Source organism: Butyricimonas hominis (assembly GCF_014287455.1).
In the GTDB taxonomy this organism is placed as follows: domain Bacteria; phylum Bacteroidota; class Bacteroidia; order Bacteroidales; family Marinifilaceae; genus Butyricimonas; species Butyricimonas muris.
The window spans coordinates 23,790-47,376 of record NZ_JACOOH010000008.1; the positions used below are offsets into that span (position 1 = coordinate 23,790).

At 48.0% G+C, this 23,587-nt stretch carries 19 protein-coding genes; 3 read left to right on the forward strand and 16 right to left on the reverse strand.

Translation table 11 applies throughout. The features are described 5' to 3' along the window. Positions 1-20: 20 nt before the first annotated feature. From H8S64_RS17005 to H8S64_RS17045, 9 genes are all read right to left on the reverse strand, one after another. Entirely contained in the window at positions 21-968 is a 948-nt protein-coding gene (locus tag H8S64_RS17005; RefSeq protein ID WP_004329305.1) for a relaxase/mobilization nuclease domain-containing protein, read from the reverse strand. After that, on the reverse strand, positions 965-1,330 hold the full coding sequence (locus tag H8S64_RS17010; protein WP_004329306.1) for a MobC family plasmid mobilization relaxosome protein: 366 nt from the start codon (positions 1,328-1,330) through the stop codon (positions 965-967). Before H8S64_RS17010 ends, H8S64_RS17005 begins: the two co-directional genes overlap by 4 nt. Positions 1,331-1,351: 21 nt before the next feature. After that, positions 1,352-1,498 carry a hypothetical protein gene (locus H8S64_RS17015; RefSeq protein ID WP_008145218.1) on the reverse strand — a complete coding sequence of 49 codons (147 nt, stop codon included), beginning with the start codon at positions 1,496-1,498 and terminating at the stop codon, positions 1,352-1,354. A gap of 8 nt (positions 1,499-1,506) precedes the next feature. Next, positions 1,507-2,445, reverse strand: a complete 939-nt coding sequence (locus H8S64_RS17020) for a DUF8464 domain-containing protein (RefSeq protein WP_005775883.1) — start codon at positions 2,443-2,445, stop codon at positions 1,507-1,509. A 257-nt stretch (positions 2,446-2,702) separates the two neighbouring features. Further along, on the reverse strand, positions 2,703-3,908 hold the full coding sequence (locus H8S64_RS17025) for a primase-helicase family protein (RefSeq protein WP_004328112.1): 1,206 nt from the start codon (positions 3,906-3,908) through the stop codon (positions 2,703-2,705). A 422-nt stretch (positions 3,909-4,330) separates the two neighbouring features. Beyond that, entirely contained in the window at positions 4,331-4,720 is a 390-nt protein-coding gene (locus tag H8S64_RS17030) for a virulence RhuM family protein (RefSeq protein ID WP_004328110.1), read from the reverse strand. Continuing rightward, positions 4,717-5,940 carry a site-specific integrase gene (locus H8S64_RS17035; protein WP_005775881.1) on the reverse strand — a complete coding sequence of 408 codons (1,224 nt, stop codon included), beginning with the start codon at positions 5,938-5,940 and terminating at the stop codon, positions 4,717-4,719. The genes H8S64_RS17030 and H8S64_RS17035 overlap by 4 nt, the downstream gene beginning before the upstream one ends. 591 nt (positions 5,941-6,531) lie before the next feature. Then, the gene (locus tag H8S64_RS17040; RefSeq protein ID WP_186977630.1) at positions 6,532-7,113 is read right to left on the reverse strand and encodes an RNA polymerase sigma factor; all 582 of its coding nucleotides are present in this window, start codon (positions 7,111-7,113) and stop codon (positions 6,532-6,534) included. A 38-nt stretch (positions 7,114-7,151) separates the two neighbouring features. Beyond that, positions 7,152-7,616, reverse strand: a complete 465-nt coding sequence (locus H8S64_RS17045) for a hypothetical protein (RefSeq protein ID WP_099290372.1) — start codon at positions 7,614-7,616, stop codon at positions 7,152-7,154. Between the two features lie 71 nt (positions 7,617-7,687). Between H8S64_RS17045 and H8S64_RS17050 the strand changes: the two genes are divergently transcribed. Then, positions 7,688-8,206, forward strand: a complete 519-nt coding sequence (locus tag H8S64_RS17050) for a calycin-like domain-containing protein (RefSeq protein ID WP_186977631.1) — start codon at positions 7,688-7,690, stop codon at positions 8,204-8,206. Between the two features lie 369 nt (positions 8,207-8,575). Beyond that, complete coding sequence (locus H8S64_RS17055; protein ID WP_255469583.1) at positions 8,576-10,666, forward strand: M3 family metallopeptidase; 2,091 nt, start codon at positions 8,576-8,578, stop codon at positions 10,664-10,666. A gap of 77 nt (positions 10,667-10,743) precedes the next feature. Here the strand turns inward: H8S64_RS17055 and H8S64_RS17060 are convergent, their stop codons facing one another. From H8S64_RS17060 to H8S64_RS17080, 5 genes are all read right to left on the reverse strand, one after another. Continuing rightward, entirely contained in the window at positions 10,744-12,249 is a 1,506-nt protein-coding gene (locus tag H8S64_RS17060) for a glutamine synthetase family protein (RefSeq protein WP_186977632.1), read from the reverse strand. A 241-nt stretch (positions 12,250-12,490) separates the two neighbouring features. Then, positions 12,491-13,585, reverse strand: coding sequence for an ROK family protein (locus tag H8S64_RS17065; protein ID WP_186977633.1), 1,095 nt, complete (start codon positions 13,583-13,585; stop codon positions 12,491-12,493). 81 nt (positions 13,586-13,666) lie between these two features. Beyond that, positions 13,667-14,818: an MFS transporter gene (locus tag H8S64_RS17070; RefSeq protein WP_099290367.1), complete on the reverse strand. Its 1,152-nt coding sequence runs from the start codon at positions 14,816-14,818 to the stop codon at positions 13,667-13,669. Positions 14,819-14,928: 110 nt separating this feature from the next. After that, positions 14,929-15,387 (reverse strand): GNAT family N-acetyltransferase, encoded by a 459-nt coding sequence (locus H8S64_RS17075; protein ID WP_186977634.1) that lies wholly within the window; start codon positions 15,385-15,387, stop codon positions 14,929-14,931. Beyond that, entirely contained in the window at positions 15,387-18,041 is a 2,655-nt protein-coding gene (locus H8S64_RS17080) for a transglutaminase domain-containing protein (RefSeq protein ID WP_186977635.1), read from the reverse strand. The genes H8S64_RS17075 and H8S64_RS17080 overlap by 1 nt, the downstream gene beginning before the upstream one ends. A 222-nt stretch (positions 18,042-18,263) precedes the next feature. Here H8S64_RS17080 and H8S64_RS17085 point away from each other — a divergent pair, with 222 nt between their 5' ends. Further along, positions 18,264-19,172: a DMT family transporter gene (locus H8S64_RS17085; RefSeq protein ID WP_186977637.1), complete on the forward strand. Its 909-nt coding sequence runs from the start codon at positions 18,264-18,266 to the stop codon at positions 19,170-19,172. Between the two features lie 65 nt (positions 19,173-19,237). Here H8S64_RS17085 and H8S64_RS17090 read toward each other — a convergent pair whose 3' ends face one another. Further along, complete coding sequence (locus H8S64_RS17090) at positions 19,238-20,719, reverse strand: hypothetical protein (RefSeq protein WP_255469584.1); 1,482 nt, start codon at positions 20,717-20,719, stop codon at positions 19,238-19,240. A 114-nt stretch (positions 20,720-20,833) separates the two neighbouring features. Next, entirely contained in the window at positions 20,834-22,975 is a 2,142-nt protein-coding gene (locus H8S64_RS17095) for an endo-beta-N-acetylglucosaminidase (RefSeq protein WP_186977639.1), read from the reverse strand. Between the last annotated feature and the right edge of the window lie 612 nt (positions 22,976-23,587).

Consider the following 23,587-nt stretch of genomic DNA (forward strand, 5'->3'; position numbering starts at 1 on the left):
AATTGGATTAGTACAGAATATTAGAACCCAACACCTCTCTTGCGCTTAACTTTCTTCCTTCTGCGAAGTATATCCACCATTTCCTGATTGGCTTCCGCATCAGCAGCGTTATAAGATGAGCCACTGCTTTTTAGCAATCCCCAAGAGCCGTTGAACAACTCGCTTTGTGCCGTGCCGGACGGTGCGCTTGGTGTAGCCGTTTCATATATTCCGGCTGTTATTCCCATACGTTCCCTGCATCTGTTGTGCTGCAAAGCCGCGTCAATCTTGGAATAACTGAAACGCCTGTCCACTTTGGAGCCGTTGAAATGGTAGCCATTCATGGAGAATACAACACCCTGCACCTCGCTGGTCTGCCCCTTATGCTTGAAATGTACTTCCACTCCCTGCCGTTTCAGGTTGGCGATAAGCACGTTCCAGTTGCCGCATCTGCCGACTTCCATTTTGATGATGTCGTAAAGCGCATATTTCGTCCTGTCTGGCTCTTTCAGGCGGTTGCGTTTGACATTGTCCTTTCCGCCAGCCATATGCAAGCCGTATTTCAAGGTCAATTCCTTGCAGATGCGGGTACTGCGCAGACGCTCGTGCCTGTCCGATATGGTATTGCCGTTGTTGTCTATGCGGTTGAAAGCAATATGCACGTGTGGATGCTCCTTGTCGAAATGCTGGGCGATGAAGAACTGCGTATTCTTGATTCCCATCCGTTCCATATATTCAAGCGCGATGCCTGCCATGATACGGTTCGTCAGCCGTAACTCATCCTCTTTGGAAAAACTCAACGCGATATGTCCGACAGGTTTTGTCACCTTATCGTTCATCCGTGACTGGGCATTGAAACTCATGGCGATAGTTTCCAGATTTTCCATAAACAAGCCTTCGCTTGCTACTATCTGCGTATCCTTCTTCTTGTCGATGATGTAATCCACCGCACCCTTGAAGTCGCTTCCTTTTACGATTTTCGCCATCATATCCCTATCTTGGTTATAAGTTCATGAATCCTTGCCACTGCCACCTTGCAGTCCCACCGTTCATCGTGGAAGCCTCCGGCGTTTGCCTTACGCGCAAGCTGGTTGAGATTGTTAGCCATGCCGCAGAGTTGGCGGATGTATCCGGCATGTTCCTCCGACAGCCGTTCTTTCACATGACCGTTACGGAAACATTCCCTCATGTACTCGCTTGGTGATACGCCCGCCTCATGCGATCGTGTCAGCAGGCGGAAGTAGTCGGCTGCCGTCATTTTCACTGCGATACGGTATTTCAGTTTCTCGGTTGCTTCCTTCTTGGGGCGACCTCCCTTGTTGCGTTCCTTGTGTTCCTTTGTCTGTTCCATATTTTATTCCTTTTAATTCGGTTACTGATTCAACTGTATAGACCGACGGGATGCCACCTCCTGCAATTTGGATGGTGGGTGGCAAGCGGTTTCGGTACACCCGAAACACAAACTTGCTACCTCCCAATCCTTAAGGAATGAGTTTCGGGCATCTCCCGTTTTTCTCATTCGGGATGTCATAATCCCAACCCTTTCTTCTTGGGTTTTACGATAGTTCTTGGCGGTGGACTAACGGCTAATTTCTGCCGGATTCCACGCAGGTAATCGTTCAGGTCTTTATGCCCTTTGTAGTTGTCGGAGAAGTCGCGGATGCGTCCGGCGAACTTCCTTTCCAATTCCCGATACGCCTTTCTTCCCGCCTCGTCATTGTCGAGCATGCAGTGGATACGTCCATACCCGTGCAGCACATCTATAGCTTTGGAAACATTGGCGGTCGAATTGAGGATGACGTAATCCTGCCTGTCAAGGTCGGGCAAGTTCGAGCAGTTCCTCTTCCGCAACGTGAGGAATGAAAGATAGTCCATCATGCCCTCGAATACAAGGCATTTCTCTCTCGCTTCTCCCTGTTGCCGAATATGGCTGATGTCTTTGGGTGCGACACAGCCTTTGAAAAAACGGTTACGCACTTCAAATCCTCCCGCCACATTCGGAAAACCGATGGCGAAATAGGGCTTGCCGTTATGGGTGAAGTGGAGCTCTTTACATTGCGCCTTTGCCAAAGCGATGTTTATGCCCCGTTCCTGCAAGTATCGGAGCAATGCCGGATGGGTGAGTTCGCCCACCTCCAAATGTTGGAAACTCGGTTCGGATGCCTGCTGGCGAAAAGAGAAAGATATGGGACGGATGTGTGGTGCCTGTTCCGCTATCTTGCCAAGCAGATAAGGCACATGGTCGGATGCGTACAGTACCCCTGCAAGTGCGATGATGTTACCACCTCTTCCCAGTCCATAATCGAACCACAGGTTGCGGTCGGTGTTCACCTTGAACGAGGCTTCCGTTTCCTGACGGAACGGGGATTTATACCACAGGCAGTTTCCCTGTTGCTTTACGGGCGAATAACCCAAACTTTGCAGATAGTCCGCAATTTTGATTTGTTTTGCTTCTTGGATGTTCATGATATAATTTCTATGGATTTGATGATGACTGTAAAAACGTTGATTTGATGAATGAGATATGTATTGTCCTATACGTTAATGCTTTATATTCTCAACATCTTCTCAACAAACCACTCACAAATAGAGAATCCAACAAACTGATGCTGTTTCCCTCTCAACTTTTCTTTTCGATTGTTGAGAATTTGTTGAGAGTGTATGCTGTTTATTATCAGTATGGTTATATCATTATTCATCAATTCAACAAAAAAAGAATAGTATTACAGGGATTCAAGTTGTTCCCTTGTGACGGTGTAGAAACGACCGACTCTTTTTATCGGCTCATATCGGCACTCCCGATTGTAATTGAATTGGTAAGTGGTATATGTAAGCCCGTTAGAGGCAGGAGTAAGTTTCCAACATTCCTGCAATACCTTTCTGACTTGGTGCTTCTCCACCTTTACCTGCGAATGTACCAGCAAAAGAAGAATGTCGTTGTGGCAGAACGAGAATGTGTCCGTGCCGACACTTTCCATAATGTCAAGGATAAGTTCGCACATCTCTATCTCCAATCGGTTGCGGTTGCTGCGGATAATCTTCTGCAAGGCTTCGGTATGCAGCAAAGAGGGCGCAAACCACATACGGCTTTCCTTTTCGGTGGAAAGTTGTCTGTATTGCAGGTAATACAGAAAGGCAGGTATCTCAGCTTTCAGCTTTTGCAGGAAGTCTGTGTCATCGGATTGCAGACGGTCTATCTTGCGCACCCAATAGCGTGTTTCACCTGCATCAATGATAACAGGCAGATACTCGTTGTTGGAGCATAGCACGAACTTGGCAAAGAACGCTATCTCGTCACGGTCTTTGCCTTTGGCTTCCACCTTGTAGGAAAGTGTGGTGCTGAGGTTCTTCAACCGCTCGCTGTCCTCCCTGCGGTTGAGCAATACCTCGTCCACCACGATGAGCAGTTTTCCTGCCCAGTCGGAATTGAACTGGCTGCGGAAGTCCTCGTTGGTATTGAAAGTGACATTGTTTTGAAACACAGCTTTCAGGAAGTTCAGGAATGTACTCTTGCCCGTGTTGCGTTCTTCTGATACCAACAGCAGGATAGGCAGTTTCTGCACGGGTTGCAGGTAGAGCAATTGAAGATAGTCCATGCCCAATTCATACTGTTCACCGAAGATATGGCGCACCAATGACCGGATACAGGGAAACTCGCCTTGTTGCGGACGGTGTCCTATCGGCTCGTAGAGGTTCAGGAACTTGTCCACCACGGGACGGTAGTCCACATGGTCGGGGACGGTGCAGAAGCCGTCGTACTTCGGCACGGTGGCGAGATAGTCCTTGCCGTAGTCCTGCCGCAGTGTTTCGTTGTTCCACACGATGCGCTTCTTCACATAGCCTCCGTTCAGACGGGGCTGGTTCACTAACTTGTAGAGGGTAGTACCCACACGGATAAACTCCTCATTTTCAAAGTTGCCTTGTTTCATTAGCACTTCATTTTTTTGTTTAATCAGTGCAAAACTCGGCAATTAGCGCAGAACGGATTAACAACTCACGCATACCTCACGTAAGATTTTCTTGGATTTGGCTTTATGACATACAACAAAAGGAGGGTGTGTCAAAACAGAAATGACAACTTCTAAAAGTTACAGATTGTAACGTATAACACTTAAAAGGGTCGTATCAAGCTCTGTATGGAGTAATGATACGACCCTTTTGGGGATCTTTTAGGATGCTCAAATTTCAAATTATAAGTTCATCTTTTTAATAATTGAGTTTTGACACACCCTCTTTGTCGTAATCGTACGTATGAATGGCAATACACCTATTCACATACTCGTATAAATACATTGTTGGCAATGGGAATACGCATAGGTCTCACTACTTCATGTCGTCATATCATTAGAACTTATGCCTGATAATTAGACATATCCCAACCATTTATACCCAGCGAAAAGAAGATATTTGTTTTCTCTTTTCGCAAGTACAGCCTTTTAAATATGGCATTGCGCACCTGTTCCGCACCGAAGCTGTCAATGCGGAAAGCAAGTGCGACTATCATCGGAAAGCTGAACACATCGGCATGATACCCGTTCTCCTGCCGAACATACTTCTGTACCTCGTATTCTTTTAATGCTCCACTGTTATAGATGTTTCTGATGGCAGAACGAAGTGTCGGAGCAATTACTCCGAACAGTTCCACCAATTCCGGCTCGCTCATCCAAATGTTTGAGACATTCTCCGGCATGATGATATTGCCGGATTCATTCACTGTTATGCTGTTTCTTCTCATACTCATGACATCGTTATTCCGTTAAACGTCTTACTCAGTTTGTCGCCGAACATGGTCAGGTCGTTGTCGAGCTTCTGCGTGGTTATCTTTGCGTAGAGTTGGGTCGTGACTATATTCGTATGTCCCAACACACGGCTTACGCTTTCAATGGGCATCCCCTTGCTCAAAGCTAATGTTGCGAAGCCATGACGACTGCAATGAAATGATATTGACTTGGTTATGCCACATTCCCTTATCATCCGTTTCAACGGTTTGCAGATAGACCAATAGTTCAAGCCGGGGAATATACGATTGTCTTTCTGCATCGGTCGGTAGCGTTCGACTATCTGCAAGGGTATATCCAGCAGCTTCACTTGGAAGGCGACTTTTGTCTTGTGGCGTTTGGACAATATCCACTTCTCGCCGTTCACCTCCACGATGTTGTCATTCGTCAGTTCCTGAATGTCCACGAATGACAAGGCGGTGAAACTGGCAAAGATGAAAATGTCACGGATGTATGCGAGCTTGCTGTCTGCAAACTCATGTGTCATGACCGCTTTCAGTTCATCCTCCGTCAGATATTCCCGTTCTTTCACATTGGGGCTGATATGAAACTGGATGAAAGGATTGCGCGGTATCAACCCGTTATAATGCGCTTTCATGACCACGCCTTTCAGCCACATACAGTTTGCCCATATCGAACCGTTCCGCAATCCGGCTTCAGTCGAGAGGTATGCGGCGAACTCCTTGATGAAATCGGGAGTAAGTTCCAACATGGACATATCGCTGCGTCTGTAAAACGACTTGATAAAGGCGGCTACATGGTTTCTTGCCCGTACACGTGCCCGATAGGTAGCCATTACCCTGTCTTTGCCTACCCGTTTCTTGAACACTTCGTTCTCACGGTCGAATGCTTTTAGCAGCGTCTCATACTCGCTGCCGATTCCCTGATAGGCGTTGCGCACCATCTCAGCCGTAACAAATGCCTCGCGGTCTGAAATGCGCTGGTAATGTTTGATGATTTGCGCCTTGATGTTGTCAAGGGCAAGGTTGATGTCTCGTGCCTCGCGGCTCTTGCCTTTCGCCTTGTTTCCTTTCACGTCCCAAAGCGTTTTCGGGATGTTCTGCTTACAACTGAACTGCGCCACAGTCCCGTTGATTGTCACTCGTCCCATGATGGGGACAATACCGTTTTTCTCCTTGCTGCCGTTCACGTAGAACAGAACCTTGAATGTGCTTCTTGCCATACTCGTTTTTTGTTTGCAAAGTTATTACTCAACGAGTTAGACCTTGATATGCCAACCTGTGCCACAAGCTGCCAAATACAACACGGTGTGTTAAAAATCACCATTCGGCGGGTAATGATTTGGAGACCGTTCTTCTTCATAAATCCGCTTTCCTTTACGTTACCTCGATTTTTCGCCTGTCCTCATTTGTCTTCGCAAACGCCTTATTGACAGGCATTACGAAGACATTTGTCCCTTTTTATTCGTCTTTTCCAGAGATTTTGTGTAAAAAAAATCTCAACGGCTATTAATCATTCTGAATCAAACATTTAACGGGATACAAAATTTATACTCCGAACACTTTTTCTTGTTAGAATATCTTCATCATGAACGAATATTCTATACTTAATATTATTTCTCGCCAAGAATGTGTTTCGCCCTATATGACAAGGTATTACGCCTTGGTTGCAAGCACTGTTATTCTATTGCCATTCTATTGTCATTCTATTAAAATAGAATAACAATAGGATTATAAAAGTTTTATTCATTAATTACAATTAACGAAGATAGAGAGAAGAATAGGTGTAATGAAGCAGAGGCATAGGGAAAAGCTCAGGACACCACCAATTTTCTCAGCCGCAGTAAAATCAACAGGATAATCGTATCGAGGTTATCGCGCAATTGTTTCAACGCTCTCGCGTAATGCGTTTTGACGGTATTGACAGAAACACCCAGTTTATCGGCAACCTCTTTGTAACTCAAGCCTTCCAACACGATAGCGATGAATACTTCCCGGCATTTCTCCGGCAATCGCTGTATTTCTTTTCGTAATTTCTCCCGACGGGCGTTAATATCTTCTTCACGTTCGACAGATACCTCGTCAAGCAATACATCCGAGTAATTCCCGATTTCCTCGAAAATCAGACGCCCCGATTGACGTATCATATATAACGCTTCTTTTTGTACTGCCCCGAACAAATACGACTTCAAGGAACCCTCGAACACGGTTCCTCTTTTCTTCTCCCAGAAGTTTACCAACACCTCCTGCACCACATCTTCCGCGTCCTCGAAAGAATGCACGAAACGCAAAGCGAACAAGCACAATACTTGATAATAATTATCAAATATCATCTTCACGCATTCCGCGTTTTTTTCTTTCAAGTAACGAATTATCTTTTCCTCCTGATGTATCATTAGCCGTATCCCCTAAATCCAGTACGCATGCCTTTTCACTACTTTGTCGTACACTTCGCTTTATAGGTTACTTTCGTTTCCATGGCGTCCATGATAACCGCTTTCACCGTTGAATTCAGTTCCCCGTCGGTGATCGTTCCCGTGGCAGTTACGCGCATCGGCATACTATTATAATTATAGGTAAAAGAAATGTTCAACTTGTACACCGTTTTGCCGTCTTTCACTTCCGGTTTCACGGACACTCCCGCGGAACGATAGCTGAACTTCTGTCCCGTGGGAAGCACGAAGTCCGTCACCTCGACGATCACGCTATCGCGGTGTATCCGTTTCAATTCCAATTTCAACGGCAATTCCCGCTGCATGATCTCGATGTATGCCTTCCCGTCGTACGTTCCGGCAACGGCTGCCCCGTGATCTTTTTTGTCCTTGGCTCCCGCTGATACAACACCTGCCATCCCGGCGGTAACAAACAAAACGAGAATAAGTTGTCCTATAAATTTCATAATCCTGATGGTTTTTCGTCTAAAAGTTTCTATTTTTAGCGCTCGAAAATACAAAAATAAATCCATAGTTCATGAACAAGAACATTTTCTTTACTATCTTGTTGGTTGTTTTCATGTCGGTGCCCGTTTTATTTACTTCCTGCAATAGCTGTTCCGACCGCCGTACCGGTGATATCGATAAGCTACCCGGGGTGTACCGCGGTGAAGCAACCATCGTGCTACCCGACCACGTGAAAGCGATGGTACCCCCTGAAGCCAAAGGCATGATACCGGAAGGCCCCATTCCCTGCGGTATCGAGATACAGGCGGACACGAACGAAACGCTCGCCCTCAAGCTGGTAGACTTCACTATGCCCGTGCGCGGCATCACGGTAGACGCGGCAACGGCAACCATTACCTCTACCAACGGCATCTTTAGCTTAAAGGGAAATGGCAACGTCAGCGTCGGTTCTCGCAAAATGTCCTACACGCATGAAGGAACTATCAAGAACGATAGTCTTGCCCTAGATATTACAGTTTCTATCATCCCCTTCGTCGTGGAGCCTAAAATAGTATTCAAGGGGAAAATAACCAGATTGCCGATCCTATGATTCCCTACATATCCGGATAAGATTTATCCATAATTGACCACCGGATATGCAAGGAAATAATTGCTATATGGCAAATATACAATTTTTTATACTTATACAGGCACGAGACCTGTTATTTTTCTCGTCCGGTGAAAACTTCACTTCAAAAGGAAACACGGAAAAAATAGTCTATGATGAAGCCTCCCGCGAGCCAAGGCTCTATTTTAGATTGAATGATTAAATATATATAATAATAAGGTCTTCAATCTAAACCTCTTTTTTGGGGTAGTTCTGGAAACATTGTAAATCATTTTCAATTCTCCATTTTCAATTTTCAATTATTTCGTAACTTCGTGCCCGAAATTCGAGTAATAACAAATATAATATAACATGAGAAAAACATTATCTATGGCTGCAATCATTTTACTTGTGGCATCTTGCGGAAAGACGAACGATAACCCGCTGTTGGCGGACTTCGCCACACCCCACCAGACGCCCCCTTTTGACAAGATCAAAGCGGAGCATTACGAACCCGCTTTTGACGCTGCCATCGAGGAAGCACAACGGGATATCGACCGCATCGCCAACTCGAAAGAAGCGCCGACATTCGAAAATACCATCGTGGCACTGGACGGTGCCGGCAAGCGGTTGGGTGACGTGGCAGGTATATTTTTCAACCTGAACGCCTGCCTGACGGACAGCGTGATGCAGGATATCGCACAGAACGTATCGCCCAAACTCACCGCTCACGGCAACGCCATATACATGAACCCCGCTCTTTTCGCCCGCGTGAAACAAGTACACGAGCAGAAAGAGAAGTTGAATCTTAACACGGAACAAACGACCTTGCTGGAGAACACGTGGAAAGCGTTTATCGACGGCGGCGCGAATCTCGAAGGCGATGCCAAGGAACGGTTCAAGGAAATATCCGTGGAACTGTCGAAACTAAGCCTCACGTTCGATAAAAACGAACTGGCGGAAACCAATGATTTCGAGTTGCACGTGACCGACGCGAAAGACCTCGCGGGACTTCCCGACGGAGTGAAGGAAATGGCAGCCATGACCGCCAAACAGCGCGGCAAAGAAGGCTGGATATTTACCCTCCATTACCCGAGCATGGGACCTTTCATGAAATACGCCGACAATCGCGACCTGCGCGAGAAGATGTACCGTGCCAACGCCTCCCGTGCATACCGCAACAACGAGCATAACAACGAGGAAGTGGTAAAACGTATCGCAGCGCTACGACTGGAAAAAGCGAAATTGCTGGGATACCCGACCTATGCCGACTATGCCCTCACCGACCGGATGGCAAATACCCCGTCTATCGTGAATAACTTTATCGATCAATTGCACGAGGCATCGCACCGCCACGCGCTGCAAGATAAAGCGGAAGTGGAAGCTTACGCCCGCGCCAAGGGGTTGAAAGGTGAATTGCAACGTTGGGATTGGGCATACTATTCCAATAAATTGATGCAAGATAAATACGCTCTCGATGACGAGATGTTGCGCCCCTATTTCAAACTGGAAAACGTGCAACGGGGTGTATTCGACCTCGCTACCCGTCTTTACGGTATTACGTTCAAGGAAGTGACTAATATTCCGCGCTACCACCCCGAGGTGAAGACTTACGAGGTTTACGATAATGACGGCTCGTTCCTCGCCGTGCTTTACACGGACTTTTTCCCGCGAGCAAGCAAGGGCGGCGGTGCATGGATGACCGCTTTCCGCGGGCAAAAGACGGTGGACGGCAAAGACCAGCGTCCCCTCGTGTCACTCGTGATGAACTTCACGCAACCCACTGACACGCTGCCGTCACTCTTGACCTTCAACGAGGTAACCACTTTCCTCCACGAGTTCGGACATGCCTTACACGGCATCTTCGGCAAATGTACTTACGGTTCGACTTCCATGGACGGGGTATCCCGTGACTTCGTGGAACTGCCCTCGCAATTCATGGAAAACTACGCGCTTGAAAAAGAGTGGCTGGACACGTGGGCAACCCACTACCAGACCGGGGAAACCATCCCGCAGGAATATATCGACAAGATCAAACGTTCGTCCAATTTCCAGTCGGGATACGCCAGCGAACGCCAGTTGAGTTTCGGTATGGTGGATATGGCATGGCACACGATCACCGCTCCTGTTACCGAGCCTCTCGTTGACTTCGAGCAACGTGCCATGGGACGCACGGAGATTATGCCTATCGTGAAAGGTACCGCATTCTGTCCCGCCTTCGGCCATATCTTTGCCGGTGGATACGCTGCCGGTTACTACGGTTACAAATGGGCAGAGGTACTTGATGCCGACGCGTTCGCGCATTTCAAACAACACGGTATTTTCGACCGTGCCACTGCCGAATCGTTCCGCCGTGAAGTACTGGAAAAAGGTGCTTCAGAGAACCCGATGACACTCTACAAGCGTTTCCGCGGTCAAGAACCGACGGTTGATGCTTTGCTGGAACGTAGCGGACTGAATTAAGTTAAAAAATAAAAACTAAAAGCTAAAAGTATATTCCTATTCTCAACTTTTAGCTTTTAGTTTTTACCTTTCCTCCTCTACCCGCAATAATAATATTTCTCTACCAATTCCTCCACGGAGATATCCTCGTTTTTGAGTTGTTCACGGAGATCAGCATCGTTGAATTTTCGAAGCGAGGCGATCAGACCGTCAATCAGAGCGGGAGCGAACACTCCATATTCCTCGTAAACGGTGCGCTGTTGTTCAAGACAGAGTGCCGACTCGTGACAAGAAGTAGGTAAATGGCTCAACCTATCGGCTATCGCCTTGTTGGCATCGTCGAAAATATTCACGTCCACGTAACGCTCACGGGCATATTGTAAAGCATTTTTCATCTCGAAACCGTGGCGGGCGGCAACGGCGAGTCCGGCAATCAAAAGATAAACGTCTGCCGAACCGTCCGGACAACGAAATTCCACCGTTTGTTTGTTACTGTAATCATGTTCTTCCACGCGTTCCAGCGGGTTGGCATCACGCATCATGTATGTCGCCCCGCTAGTCCAACCGAGCGGTACGCGCACGAGCACGGAACGATTGCGATCTCCCCAGCAGATATTCGTGGGCGCCTCTTGATGAGGCACTAGCCGAAGATACGATGTCGGGTTCGTGTTCCCGAAAGCGGTCAACGAAGGTGCGAGATCAAGATACCCGGCAATCGCCTTCAAGGCATTGTCCGTCAACTTACCGTTTTCTACCATGGCATTTTTGCCGTCCTTGCTCAAACGGGTGTGGATGTGCAAACCGCTACCGGCTTTACCCACGGTAATTTTCGGGGCAAATGTCAAGTCTACCCCGTACTCGTGTGCCAGCGTGCGGAGTATCCATTTGGCAATCATCAACTGATCGGCGGCGTCTTCCATACGGGTAGGCAGGAACTCGATCTCGTTCTGTTCGTACGACTGGCAGTCAAGCGTGAAATTACCCACCTCGGAATGCCCGTACTTGATCAATCCCCCGGTAGAAGCGATGTACTTCATTGCCAACTCGCGCAACTCCTGACCTTTGCAGAAAGGCATCGACTCGTGATACCCGCGCTGGTCGGGTATATCGAAATAACTCTCCACCTCGGTTACCACGTAGTATTCCAACTCTCCCATCACCTCGTATTCCATACCCGTTACCTGCCGTAACGCCTCGTGAGCCTTGCGCATGGTGTACTCGGGCGACATTTCGAGAGGTTTGCCGTCCTTCGTGTAAAAACTGCAAAGAATATCTACCGCCGGGATCTGGCTGAAAGGGTTGAGGAACGCCGTGCGATAGCGGGGCAACACGTAGAGGTCGCTCGAACCCGCCTCTATATAAGGGAAAAGACTCGATCCGTCCACCCGTTCGCCACAAGTAAGGATATTGTCAAGATGCTCGATACTGTTAATAATAAAGTTTAATGTCTTCAATCGTCCGTCCGCCCCGGGGTAGCGGAAGTTTATCATCTCTATATCATTCTCTCTCACGTAACGAATGATGTCCTCCTTGGTAAAATTCTTCGGTTCTTTTTGTAGATACCGCGCCAGAACGTGCGGGTTCAACGAGTAATCAGGGTTCATAAATATATAATTTAGAAATTAAAATTCAGAATAAAAAATAAAAAGAGCGGTCGCGGGATCACGACAACTTTACCCGGGAAGTAACGTCAGAAAAAGTAATCAGGGTTCATGTACTCTCTTCTAGTTTACAATTCTTGTTCGTTCCAAATATACAAAAAAGTTTATAAAGTTCATAAGATTTACAAGCTTATGTCATGTTATAAACTTTATTAACCTTATGAACTTTATAAACCTTATAAACTCATTTATCCAGTTCATTCAACGCGAAAGCATACGCCCCGAAAGCGATTGCCTTGCTTGTACCCAATCTCGTTATCACCACGGCAGCACGTTTCACGGGATCGTAATCCACCGTTTCCGTCGTACCCGGAATGATAATCTGCCGGGTCGTCGGGGCAAGAAATGCCTCACGATCCGCCGGGTCATCCAAGAAGAAAGCCTTCATTTCCATGCGATCGACCGGGGAGCCGTCATACATGCACAAACTTCCGTTCAACTCCCGCATGACGGCAGGCATCAGATACTTATGAGCCGCGATAATACCGCCACCGATCACGACAACACCGTCAATCACAGCGTTCATCGAGGCGATAGCTTCCCCGAGCACTTCCCCGGAACGGGCGAAAGCCTCACGTGCCGCCTCCGCATCCCCGTCAAGCGTACCCTCGGCAATATCGAATATATCTTTCGGTGTCAAATCACGTGTGTCGCCCGACAAACGAGCGTATCCCCGCCGAATAGCCCGTATAGAGATACCCTCTTCCACACCGTAACGGGGTTCCCGCTTGTCACGCAGTACCCATACCTCGGCGGCAGCACCATTATCCCCAAGAAACAGTTCCCGCTCCCGCACGACACCACCCCCGAACCCGGTTCCCAGCGTGATGCCGATCAGATTCTTGTACACCTTGTTTTTGCCCGCTTCCTGCAATATCCGGTTCACCTCCGGCAAGGCTCCCGCCAACGCCTCCCCGTAAGCGAAAAGATCACCGTCATTATTAATAAACACGGGTATACCGAACTCCCGTTCCAAAAAGGCTTTTAACGCCACTCCCCCTTGAAATGCCGGCAAATTTTTCAAATCACCGATAATCCCGTTCACGTAATCCGCCGGGCCGGGAAAAGCAAAACTGATTGCCACGGGAGCTTCCGGCAACTTCTCCTTGATTGCGGAGAACCCCGTGACCATCGTCGCGAGGCATTTATCCAAATCCCCCCCGTTGGAAGGCAACGTGAGCGGCGTCACGATTTCCGCGTTGGACTGTATGGCAGAGAACACGAAATTCGTACCCCCGGCATCCAACGTCATCACTATTCTTTTATCAAACTGGTACATAACTTTCTATATTTATGATTTAAGACTGACGATTTATGACTACAACATGAGAATCGAAAATCATAAATCGTCAATCAAAAATTATTTAGTTTTTATCCCGAACGAGCAGTAAAGCAGGTAGCAAAGGCAACCGAGGATCACGAAAAGCGACCCAGCCTGACTACCGAGCAGGTCGGTAAGATATCCCATAAGCGGCGGCACCACGGCACCCCCGAAGATTCCGGTAACCATAAGACCCGATATTTCGTTCGCTTTCTCCGGACGTGCTTGAATAGCCATGGAGAACACGAGCGAGAATATACTGGAACAGGTGAAACCTATCAAGGCGATCAAAGCGAGGATAGCGTATTGTCCGCTGACAAAGAATAACACGAGCAATCCGGCAATAGCCACGAGGATATTCACTCGGAAATACTTGTTACCCGCCACGCGTGCCAACAAGAACGTACCGATAAACGCACCGATAGTACGGAACGCAAAATAAGTGCTCGGCCCCACCGCGGACTCGATCTCGGTAAAGCCGCATCGTTCTATCAATAACTTGGGAGCAACCATATTCGTACCCACGTCGACACCTACCACGAACACGATTCCGAGAAACAGCAGGAAAATCGTCCTGTCCTTCAACAACCCGAACGTCGCACCCCATGAAGACGCTTGTTCCGGAGCCTCTTCCCGGATATGCACCGCCATAAGCCAGAACGTCGACAAGAGTGTCAATCCCGCAAATATCGGGAACAGATACTGCCAATTCCCCAGTACGGAAGCGGCAAAAGCAGCGATAAAAGGTCCGCAGAACGAGGAAACCGCTTTAAGTACTTGTCCCGCCGTGAGCGAACTGGCAAGCACATTACCTTTAACGACATTTGTCAAAAGCGGGTTTAACGACACTTGCAGGATCGTGTTACCGATTCCCAAAAGGGCAAACGCCACGAAACAGGTAATCATGTTGTAATCGACGAAAGGAATCAACATTCCCACGATAGTAATAAACATACTCACCAACACAGTTCGTTTCCGCCCGATACGGTTCATCAGTATTGCCGCAGGGACAGCCAGCAACAAAAACCACAGGAACACCATAGAGGGAAGAAAATTCGCCACCGTTTCACTCAATTGAAAATCTTTCTTTACAAAACCGACGGAAATTCCCACCACGTCACAAAATCCCATGATGAAGAACCCGAATAACACAGGCAATAAAGCCTTTACACTAACAGACTTTTCTTTCATAATATATAAATTAACACATACAAAATTCCACAAAAGAGGCGTCTAATGTACGGAATTCAATTGAAAGTTGAAACAAGAGAACCTCGAAAAGAGATAACGTTTTCTCGTTTTCAATTTTCAATTAATTTCGTCATGATATAAGCGGGGCCGAAATACTCGGACTCCTCCCTTTCCCGGGCGACATATCCCATCTTCTCGTAAAAACCGACAGCCGTAAGACTTGCCGACAAATGCAGCACGTGAATATTCCGCTCCAAGGCGACCTCTTCCGCATGTCGCATCAACCGCTCGCCAATCCCCTGCCCGTGAGCATCCGGCGCCACGTAAAGGGCACATACCTCATCCCCCTCCAACCCGACAGTACCCGACACGACACCATTCACCTCCGCCACGAACATGACACGTCCGGCGGTCAACTCCCGCAGGTACGCCGGAGAAAACAAACGACACATGTAATCAATCACCGCACCGTCATAATCCCGGCTATTCACCTCCACGAGATTTTTCCTAATCAAACGGGACACCGCTTCCGCGTCCTCTACATCAAAAGTGCGTATATTTATCTGCATCATTTCCGGTTCATCACGTTCATAATCTGTGTACCCAATCCCACGCGATACCCTCTTGACATGAAAGCCACTTCCCCCTTGTCATTCACGAGAACTACCAACGGGAGATTGCCTGTGTCACGGAGTTGCAATCCTTCCGCCAGACGCTGGAGCAACTTCCCGTCGCTGTCATGCCCCCAGCGTATCACCGCGGGGAACGGACGGAAATCGGAAGGACTAAATTTTTGCAAATTATCCTTATCTTTAAAAACAATGTAGAGCGGGACACCCAACCGTTCCAACTCGTCCTTTATACTGCCCATGTCACGCAACAGATGATTGGTCGGTTCCTTATCGGCTTCCACCACCGCAATAGCCGTGTAGCCTTGCCGGGGCAAAGATATGTCCCCCGGTGACATTGCCCCCTCCGGCGTGAACACCAAGGGCAACGCAACGTGTCCCGCCAATTCCACCCGTTCCATCACGGGAAGAATCCGCAACTCGACATCAGTCTGTTCACCCGCTTCCACGCGAAAGGTTGTCAATCCCGCCATCACCGCCCCATCACTCCGTCTATTACCGGTAGAAAGCGTGTAATAACCCGCTTCCAGTTCCACGGGAGCGGCGAATATCTTACTGTAAGAAGCACCTGCCCCCATATCGACATCGGCATTACTTCCCAAGTCAATCACGCGTACCCCGCCGTTCTTGAGCTTCCCGATCGTGAAGTTCAAGAAATACTTCGGGTCCCCGACAGGAGCACCGGGGTAATAGAGCATAAGTTTCCCTTTCGGCATGGCTTGGTCCGAGGCAAAATTCACCGTGTACCACATATCGTCCAGACAACATTCCGCCTTACCGGAAACTGCCCCCAATCTAGCTGGAATCCCCACCGTACGACAAAGCGCCACGAAAAAAATATCCCGGGAAAGCCCATCAGTCACACCCGCCCTCAAAACCCCGACAGGCGGGGTAGCCACCTTGGCGGGATAGTTCACGATTTGCGTTCGCTCGATATATCGCAACAACCGTTCCGCCATAGCACGCCGTCCGAGAGTATCCTCGCCCGAGAGTACCCCTTCACGTGCCAACGCCGTCCAAATCGGTTGCCGGAAAGCCGTTATCAATTCATTCTGAACACGCGGGTTCAACACGTAGTCACGGAAAAGGGCATCCTCCTCGAAATCCCTCGTCCCTTCCAAATGGTCGAGCCACACGTCAGCGGGGGTATCCTGCAAATCTTTCTCCGCCACGACATCCAGCAACGCCATCGCCCGTTCCTTATCCCCCGACAAGCGGAACAAGCGTTCTATCTCCCGGTAATTGCCTCGCGCAACATTTATATACCGGGCAAAACGAGCGGTGTCGACGCCCAATTCCGTCGCCACGCGGTGCGCCTCTCCGGGTGTCATAAAAGTGGCAACATAAGCATCCCGGATAGAATCCTCGCGCACGAAACGACAATCGTTTTCGGCTCTCTCCCCCGCCGAAGTCAACGCCTCGATATCCCGCTGCTCGGGCGGAACCAACTCAAATTCAGCGGAGAAAAGTTCTCCCTCCCGCTTATCCAACGTCACCACGAGCGTGTCCCGTTCGTTCACGGGGAACCTCACCACCTCGAAGCGAGCGTCCCGACTTGCCCAAACCACGACATCCCCCTCTCCCAACGTCAGGTGCGTTTCTCCCCGCGCATCGGAATGGAGCGTCACCACTGGATAGAACTCCCCGTAATTAAATATCTTGTATTCCACTTTAGCGTTTTCCACGGGATTCCCCGCCGTGTCTTTCACCTGCACCACGGTTCTCGCCGCACGAGTGTAACGGGAAGTCACGTTTACAGCCGAACTGTTCTCGTTCGTCGACACGATCTCCTCGTCTCCCTCGTATTTCCCGAACACTTCCGCCTCCACGTACATCGCTCGCTGCACGGGCAAGGTAAACCACGCGATATTCAACCTCGGTTCCGGCTCGCATGCCCCCAAGTACTTCCATTCACCGTCTATCCAAACCTCTATCCACGCGTGATTATCATCGCAATGCGCCCAACGGGGCGTGTATATCTGCCGCGCGGGAATCCCCACTGCACGCAATGCCGCCAGAGCGAACACGGACTCTTCCCCGCACCGCCCGTAAGCCCGCTGCCTCGTGGCAAGAGGCGAAGACGTACGCGCGTTCGTCGGTCGATAAATCACGTTCTCGTGACACCAGTGATTCACCTCCAGCGCCGCCCGCTCCATGTTCCCGCAAGCGGCAACCCGTTCTTTCAATTCATTGAAAAACACCGCTCTCGCCGTGTCAAGATTCTCTTTACCTCCCCGCACCGGAAGCACGAAATGCCGAAAAATATGTTCCGGTATCTTTTCTCCCCACGGCATCTCTTCACGTGCCCGGAATGCCAGACGCACGTTATCAAGCAAGAACTCCCCGCCCGACAAGGAAATATCTACGAGCGGCGAATAAGCGTAGAGGAAAGTCAACGCCTCCCGCTCCGCGAGAGTCATTTCGGTATTAAACACGTCAAACAGTACCGTGTCAGCCTCCCCGAACACGGCTTTTTTCTGTTGAAAATCAACCTCTACCATTTCACGGTAGACGGCATCGGTTATAAAATGTTCTTCCCTCTCACAAGCACACACCAGCAACGCGAACAGGCAAACGACAACAATTTGTTTCATGGTATTTCTATTTAACATTTCAAAGTTAAGAAAAAGTTCCGTGGATGCAACATTTTTCACACACGAACGCTCAATCCGATTCTTTTTCACGTTTTCAATATATTACAACTACCCAATGTAGACAACAAAAAAGAGTAGCGTCATATTTTTTCGCACATATTACGGGAAATCAATATTCTTTTATACATTTGCACCCATTTAATACAAATATTTATGCAATAAATGAAACCCACATCTAACACGCTATATCATATATCCGCTTTCCTTATCATCTCCATCTGGGGAGTCACGTTCGTGTCCACGAAAGTACTGTTAAATAACGGACTCACACCGGTTGAAATCATGCTATACCGCTTCGCTATCGCATACATTCTTCTTTGCGCACTGGAACATCGCCGTTTGTGGGCAAACAGCGTGAAAGATGAATTATTATTCATAGCTTCCGGTATCACAGGCGGTTCACTCTATTTCGTGACAGAGAATATCGCTATCGACTACACGCTGGCATCCAACGTGTCAATCATACTATGCACGGCACCGATCCTGACCGCCTTACTGTCACGCGTGTTTATCCGGGGGGAAAAGCTGAAGAAATCATTCGCATGGGGGTCCCTCGTGGCTCTCGCGGGAGTGGTGCTTGTCGTTTTCAACGGGAGCATCGTGCTGCAAGTAAAACCGATCGGGGATTTACTCACACTTGCCGCCGCGTTGTGCTGGGCGTTCTACACGATTATACTGAAAAAACTAGACACTTACCCGACAGTGTTTATCACCCGTAAAGTGTTTTTCTACGGGTTGGTCACGTTACTACCCATGTTCCACTTCTACCCGTTACACAGGAATGCGGAAGTGTTTACTACACCGCAAGTGTGGGGCAACCTTCTATTCTTGGGTATCGTCGCCTCCTTTATCTGCTTCATCGCATGGAATAAAACCGTGAAAGTACTGGGAGGTATCCGGGCAAACAATTACATCTATCTTACCCCGCTTGTCACACTCATCGCCTCCGCCGTCATCTTGCACGAGCATGTCACGTTTATCGCCATCGGGGGTGCCTTTTTGATTATCTGCGGGGTATATATCGCGGAAAAGGGATTCCCGACCTTCAGGAACAAGACACAGTTCCCTTAAGAAGAGAAGTGGCAAAAAAGTCTATTTTTTGCCACTCCATACATTTACAAAATTATCTCTAATCCTTATTTATCTATATCCAACACCACCTCGTAAGTAGAATTCGGTTTGAAATCCGGGTTATAAATAATCAGGAAATTCTCGTCCACGACAGCCTTCCAGTCCTGTCCGGCAGCCAGACGAGGATTGTTCAAACGCACGGGGAAGAAATAGTTGAAGGGTAAATCCAACACATGTTCCTGTTTGAACTTATCCCCCTTCATGCGTTCCAGACTGAAATTCTCGTTTGTCTTGATCGTGATAATACATTTCTTTCCTTTCACTTTGGAAGTTACCGTGAAATCCGTTTCTCCCGGAACTTCCTGCAAACGTACCTCCCACTTCGGATCGCCATAATACGCCAACACATCGCGGTCATGCCAGAAACCGATCTGATCTTTCGTGGGTTGTCCTTTTATTGCCTCCGCAATCTTCTGTCCCGCAATCTGAAATTCATTTCCGTCAAAGTTATAGTTTTCCTTAATTAAAGAAGGATACCACTCGTTTTGCTGGTACAGGAAATCCTGCTGGTTCATGTATATTGCCTCAGCCAAAGTATAGCGTCCCGGATTGGTAACCCAATATTTCAGACCACCCCAACCGTTACGACCGTGCCAAGTAGTTACCACGTAGCCGATCATAGTAGCGGCATTACCGCTATTCATCCAAGCGATAGCCATACTCTCTTTCGTGTTGTTCACGTTTCCGATCAAACAGTTACCCACGGCAAAATACACTTTACGCTTCCCGCTCTCCTTTAAATCCCAAGTTGTACGGGTATAATGATCGCTGGCGTAAAGCTTTCCGTTCTTCGCCAGAATATTGCCTAAAGAGAAAGGCATCTCCAAATTCCTTTCGGTGGCATGAGCCGCAGTCACAACCAAATCCGGGTTGTAATCGCCATACAAGTCCGTGAATTTCTTCAGGACAGTCTTCGGGTCTATCTGGGCGGTCTGCACTTTCGCGTCTCTACCTTTCTTCTCGCCCCAAAGCCCACGGCTATGATCGTCAACCCAAGCGTAATTATCAAACCATTTCGCACTATTCAACTCCATGATCGTGGCAACGGCATCTTTCACCAACAAAGGTTCCGTGCTGTTGTTCACCATTTTCATTGCCGCATCTGCGTCATAGCCCGTGATAACACCCCACAAGAAATCGGCAAAAATATCATTGTCGACTTCCCGGCTCACGTGGTGCATATCTATCACGTAATCACGTCCCAAGTTCTCCGGTTTCTCCACGATAGCCACGTAACGGGGACGCACCCGTTGAAGATCGGCCAGATTCTCACGGGGAGCTTTCTCGTAAAAGAAGACCTCCGCTTTATGCTTGTTTTTCAAAGCATCCACTACCTGCATCCAAGCTGCATCATTCTGCACGTCTTTGGATGCCAACACAACATACTCGTTTCGGGTATTACCGCCGCCCTTTTTCTTCTGGGCAAATGACGGCATCACCGAAATCATCAAACACAACAAAATTGATAATCGGTAAATTTGTTTCATCTCGCAATTAATAATATATAAAACACAAAATAATTAATTTCCAAATATAAACATCTATCCCCCTCCTTGCTCCGCGGGATAGGTTAAATTTACGTTAAAATCGATACACGATTCCTATTTTACTCTCTCCCATGTAATCTTAGACGTGCGCTTTCCGTCGGGTGCCACAGCCCGTACTCCCAACCAAAGTCCTTTGCCACCGGGCAAAACAGGCACGCCACACACGTACGCCGCCCACGAAGTAGTCGTCGCCACCAACCGAGCCTTCCCACGAGGCGATTCCCTCACGTACACCTCATAATACCATGTGTCCACCGCCTCGTTCATCACGGGCATATCCTTCTCGCGATTCACGAGGGGGATTACATCCCATACCAGTTTAAAATCCAGAGAATCATTGTATTCCCGAATAACCTTCGTTGCCAAAATATCCGGACGTACAGGATTATACTTGACCCGCGGGTCGATTAAAGACAACTCTCCGATAAAAGCCTCGTAGTCTTCCGGCGTATTCTCGACCACCAGACCAATACAAGCGATTCTTTCCCCCGCCTGTATCCCGTAATCTCCTAACTTACATCTTATCGTCTGCCATTGCCCCGGCTTCACTTCTTGCCTTACCGGAATTTCAATAAACTCCGCCTCCGTCCCTACCCTCGAAAGAATCACCTTCAAGTGACTATCGTCACTTCTTTCCACTTTACAAGTAAAAGCCAATTCTACATGCCCGTCAACCGGTATATCCGTCTTGAACAAACGAACTTTGGAATACCCCGTCGCCCCGTGCAATTTCAAGCACGAGCCCCCGAACCAAGCATCCTCGAACACGAAATCACATCGCACGGCATCCTCCGAGACACACTCGTCCCGTCCCGTTACCCACCAACGCCAAGAAGGCATCCAATCCTGCATCCCGATGTTGTACCAAGCCAATGTATTGACCGTCTTCCCTTCCTTGTTAAAGAAAAACCCGTTCCCCAAGTTAAAACGAGTCACGAAAGGGAGTTCCCGTATCGCGCTTCGTGCCGGAAAGAAAGTCGATATCCCGTGAAAACGTTGCATATCCTTCTCGTTCACCGTCGTGATCGTGTTGGTCACGGCAGGCGCATTCACGGGATTTCTTGTCCCGCCCGTGAAAAAATATTCCAGTTTACGCAAATAAGTTTCTTGCACGGTAAGCGAATCTTCCCCGTACTCGCGGGAAGCGTTATGAATATTATTCCGCTCATGTTCACCCCACAGGCAGACGGACACGGGTTTGTCTTTCAACACTTCCCATCCCTTTCCTTCACGAGGTTCAAAATCATAACTGGAAAGCCCCCGTCCTCTCAGGTAGAACCCGGCGTACACGTCATACGAACTTCTCCCGTAGGCAACGGCATTGCGGGCTGATTCACCCATTGGGTCCTTGTTACCTCCCCAATTATCAATATTATAATTCAGCATAAACATATTCGACACCACACGATTCCCTTTCTGGAACCAATCCCGGTTACGGTTCTGCAAAGCGTTTTGCCCGAAACTCAAACGTCCGTTATTATCATTGCTATCATACCAATCTATATGAAAACCCTTCAATCCCTGCACTTTCGCCTGCACGTGCAATTCCGCAAAGAAATCCTGAACCTCCGAAGCGATATCGGCACTCCACACTCCTTCCGGATTGATACCGATGCCGTCAATCCCGTAATACTTCAAAAACAGAATCAACCTCTCCGCGTATCTGAAACGCCCATATTCATCTTTTTCCGTCAATTTAGCGAAAAGATCGTACACCCGGTCACCCGGCTTCCGAACCGATTCCCCCCAGTTGATAAACAACACGCATCCCGTGCGCACCCCGTTTTTATGTGCCGCATCATTGAATACCCCCGGAACCCGGAACCAACCGTCCCCCCAATTCCCGTGTATATCCACGTATTGCCACATACTAAAATTATCCGCCTCAAATTGATTGCGGGGAAACGATTTCCATTGCTTCTTACCGTCCCCCATGGGTGTCCACCAGCACAACTGCCGTTCCATGCTCAATTCCGGATGCACCTGCGTCTTCACGTTCTCGAAACGCTCCTTCAGTTTCACACGTGAAATGAAAAAATTATCATCCTCGCTGACAGGCATTCCCGGTTTCCACACTTCCAGAAACTCCACGAAGTTCATCCCGTTCGACGGGTTCCACCGGATATCCTCCGGACACTGACCATTAGTACTCACGAATAGCCAGATAAACAAAATACTGCAAACTACTTTCCTCATACGAATAATAATACACGTTACACAAGACTTCAAAAGTAGTGAAATATTTTGATGATTAGCTAAAAAATTGGACAACCGCATCAGAATTAAATAGCGAGAGAAATCATCCTCTCTTCCTCTCGTGTTTCGTGCAAAGTAAGTTAAATAGTAATTATATATGATATATTTACTTTGTATTTTATTTATATCATTTCCTATTCAATTCCTATTCATCTCCTATTCAACCCTTATCACAAAGGTAAAATAATAGCATTTTAATTGAAATTAAATAAAATTTAACAACACAAAAGTATATGGTATGATTATTACTTATTATTGAATACACCAGAATCTCATCTTGAAAAGGGAAGGAAAACAGCAAGAATTATTTTGACACGATTGCTCTGGCTAAAAAACGGAAATGAGGGGGTGTTAAAAGTCATTTTCTTCAAAAAACTCCTCCGTCTGCTTCGCGGCCAAGTGAGCCCGGAAGCCGGTTTCGAACCAACTCACGCTCGGCAAACCGAGAGTAAGTTCTCTTTCTGCCCTCGCTTACTCGCTGGTTTCCTCTATAAACAGAGGAGGAGCTGGTGAATCTTACCGAAGACGGTAAGTAATTCAGCTCTCCTTCTG

Coding starts and splice junctions, on each gene's coding strand:
- H8S64_RS17085 (WP_186977637.1), top strand. CDS start 18,264: ATGAAACCCACATCTAACACGCTATATCATATATCCGCTTTCCTTATC.
- H8S64_RS17065 (WP_186977633.1), bottom strand. CDS start 13,585: ATGTACCAGTTTGATAAAAGAATAGTGATGACGTTGGATGCCGGGGGT.
- H8S64_RS17015 (WP_008145218.1), bottom strand. CDS start 1,498: ATGAGAAAAACGGGAGATGCCCGAAACTCATTCCTTAAGGATTGGGAG.
- H8S64_RS17040 (WP_186977630.1), bottom strand. CDS start 7,113: ATGATACATCAGGAGGAAAAGATAATTCGTTACTTGAAAGAAAAAAAC.
- H8S64_RS17045 (WP_099290372.1), bottom strand. CDS start 7,616: ATGAAATTTATAGGACAACTTATTCTCGTTTTGTTTGTTACCGCCGGG.
- H8S64_RS17020 (WP_005775883.1), bottom strand. CDS start 2,445: ATGAACATCCAAGAAGCAAAACAAATCAAAATTGCGGACTATCTGCAA.
- H8S64_RS17025 (WP_004328112.1), bottom strand. CDS start 3,908: ATGAAACAAGGCAACTTTGAAAATGAGGAGTTTATCCGTGTGGGTACT.
- H8S64_RS17005 (WP_004329305.1), bottom strand. CDS start 968: ATGATGGCGAAAATCGTAAAAGGAAGCGACTTCAAGGGTGCGGTGGAT.
- H8S64_RS17095 (WP_186977639.1), bottom strand. CDS start 22,975: ATGAGGAAAGTAGTTTGCAGTATTTTGTTTATCTGGCTATTCGTGAGT.
- H8S64_RS17090 (WP_255469584.1), bottom strand. CDS start 20,719: ATGAAACAAATTTACCGATTATCAATTTTGTTGTGTTTGATGATTTCG.
- H8S64_RS17060 (WP_186977632.1), bottom strand. CDS start 12,249: ATGAACCCTGATTACTCGTTGAACCCGCACGTTCTGGCGCGGTATCTA.
- H8S64_RS17070 (WP_099290367.1), bottom strand. CDS start 14,818: ATGAAAGAAAAGTCTGTTAGTGTAAAGGCTTTATTGCCTGTGTTATTC.
- H8S64_RS17010 (WP_004329306.1), bottom strand. CDS start 1,330: ATGGAACAGACAAAGGAACACAAGGAACGCAACAAGGGAGGTCGCCCC.
- H8S64_RS17030 (WP_004328110.1), bottom strand. CDS start 4,720: ATGAGTATGAGAAGAAACAGCATAACAGTGAATGAATCCGGCAATATC.
- H8S64_RS17050 (WP_186977631.1), top strand. CDS start 7,688: ATGAACAAGAACATTTTCTTTACTATCTTGTTGGTTGTTTTCATGTCG.
- H8S64_RS17055 (WP_255469583.1), top strand. CDS start 8,576: ATGAGAAAAACATTATCTATGGCTGCAATCATTTTACTTGTGGCATCT.
- H8S64_RS17080 (WP_186977635.1), bottom strand. CDS start 18,041: ATGAAACAAATTGTTGTCGTTTGCCTGTTCGCGTTGCTGGTGTGTGCT.
- H8S64_RS17075 (WP_186977634.1), bottom strand. CDS start 15,387: ATGCAGATAAATATACGCACTTTTGATGTAGAGGACGCGGAAGCGGTG.
- H8S64_RS17035 (WP_005775881.1), bottom strand. CDS start 5,940: ATGGCAAGAAGCACATTCAAGGTTCTGTTCTACGTGAACGGCAGCAAG.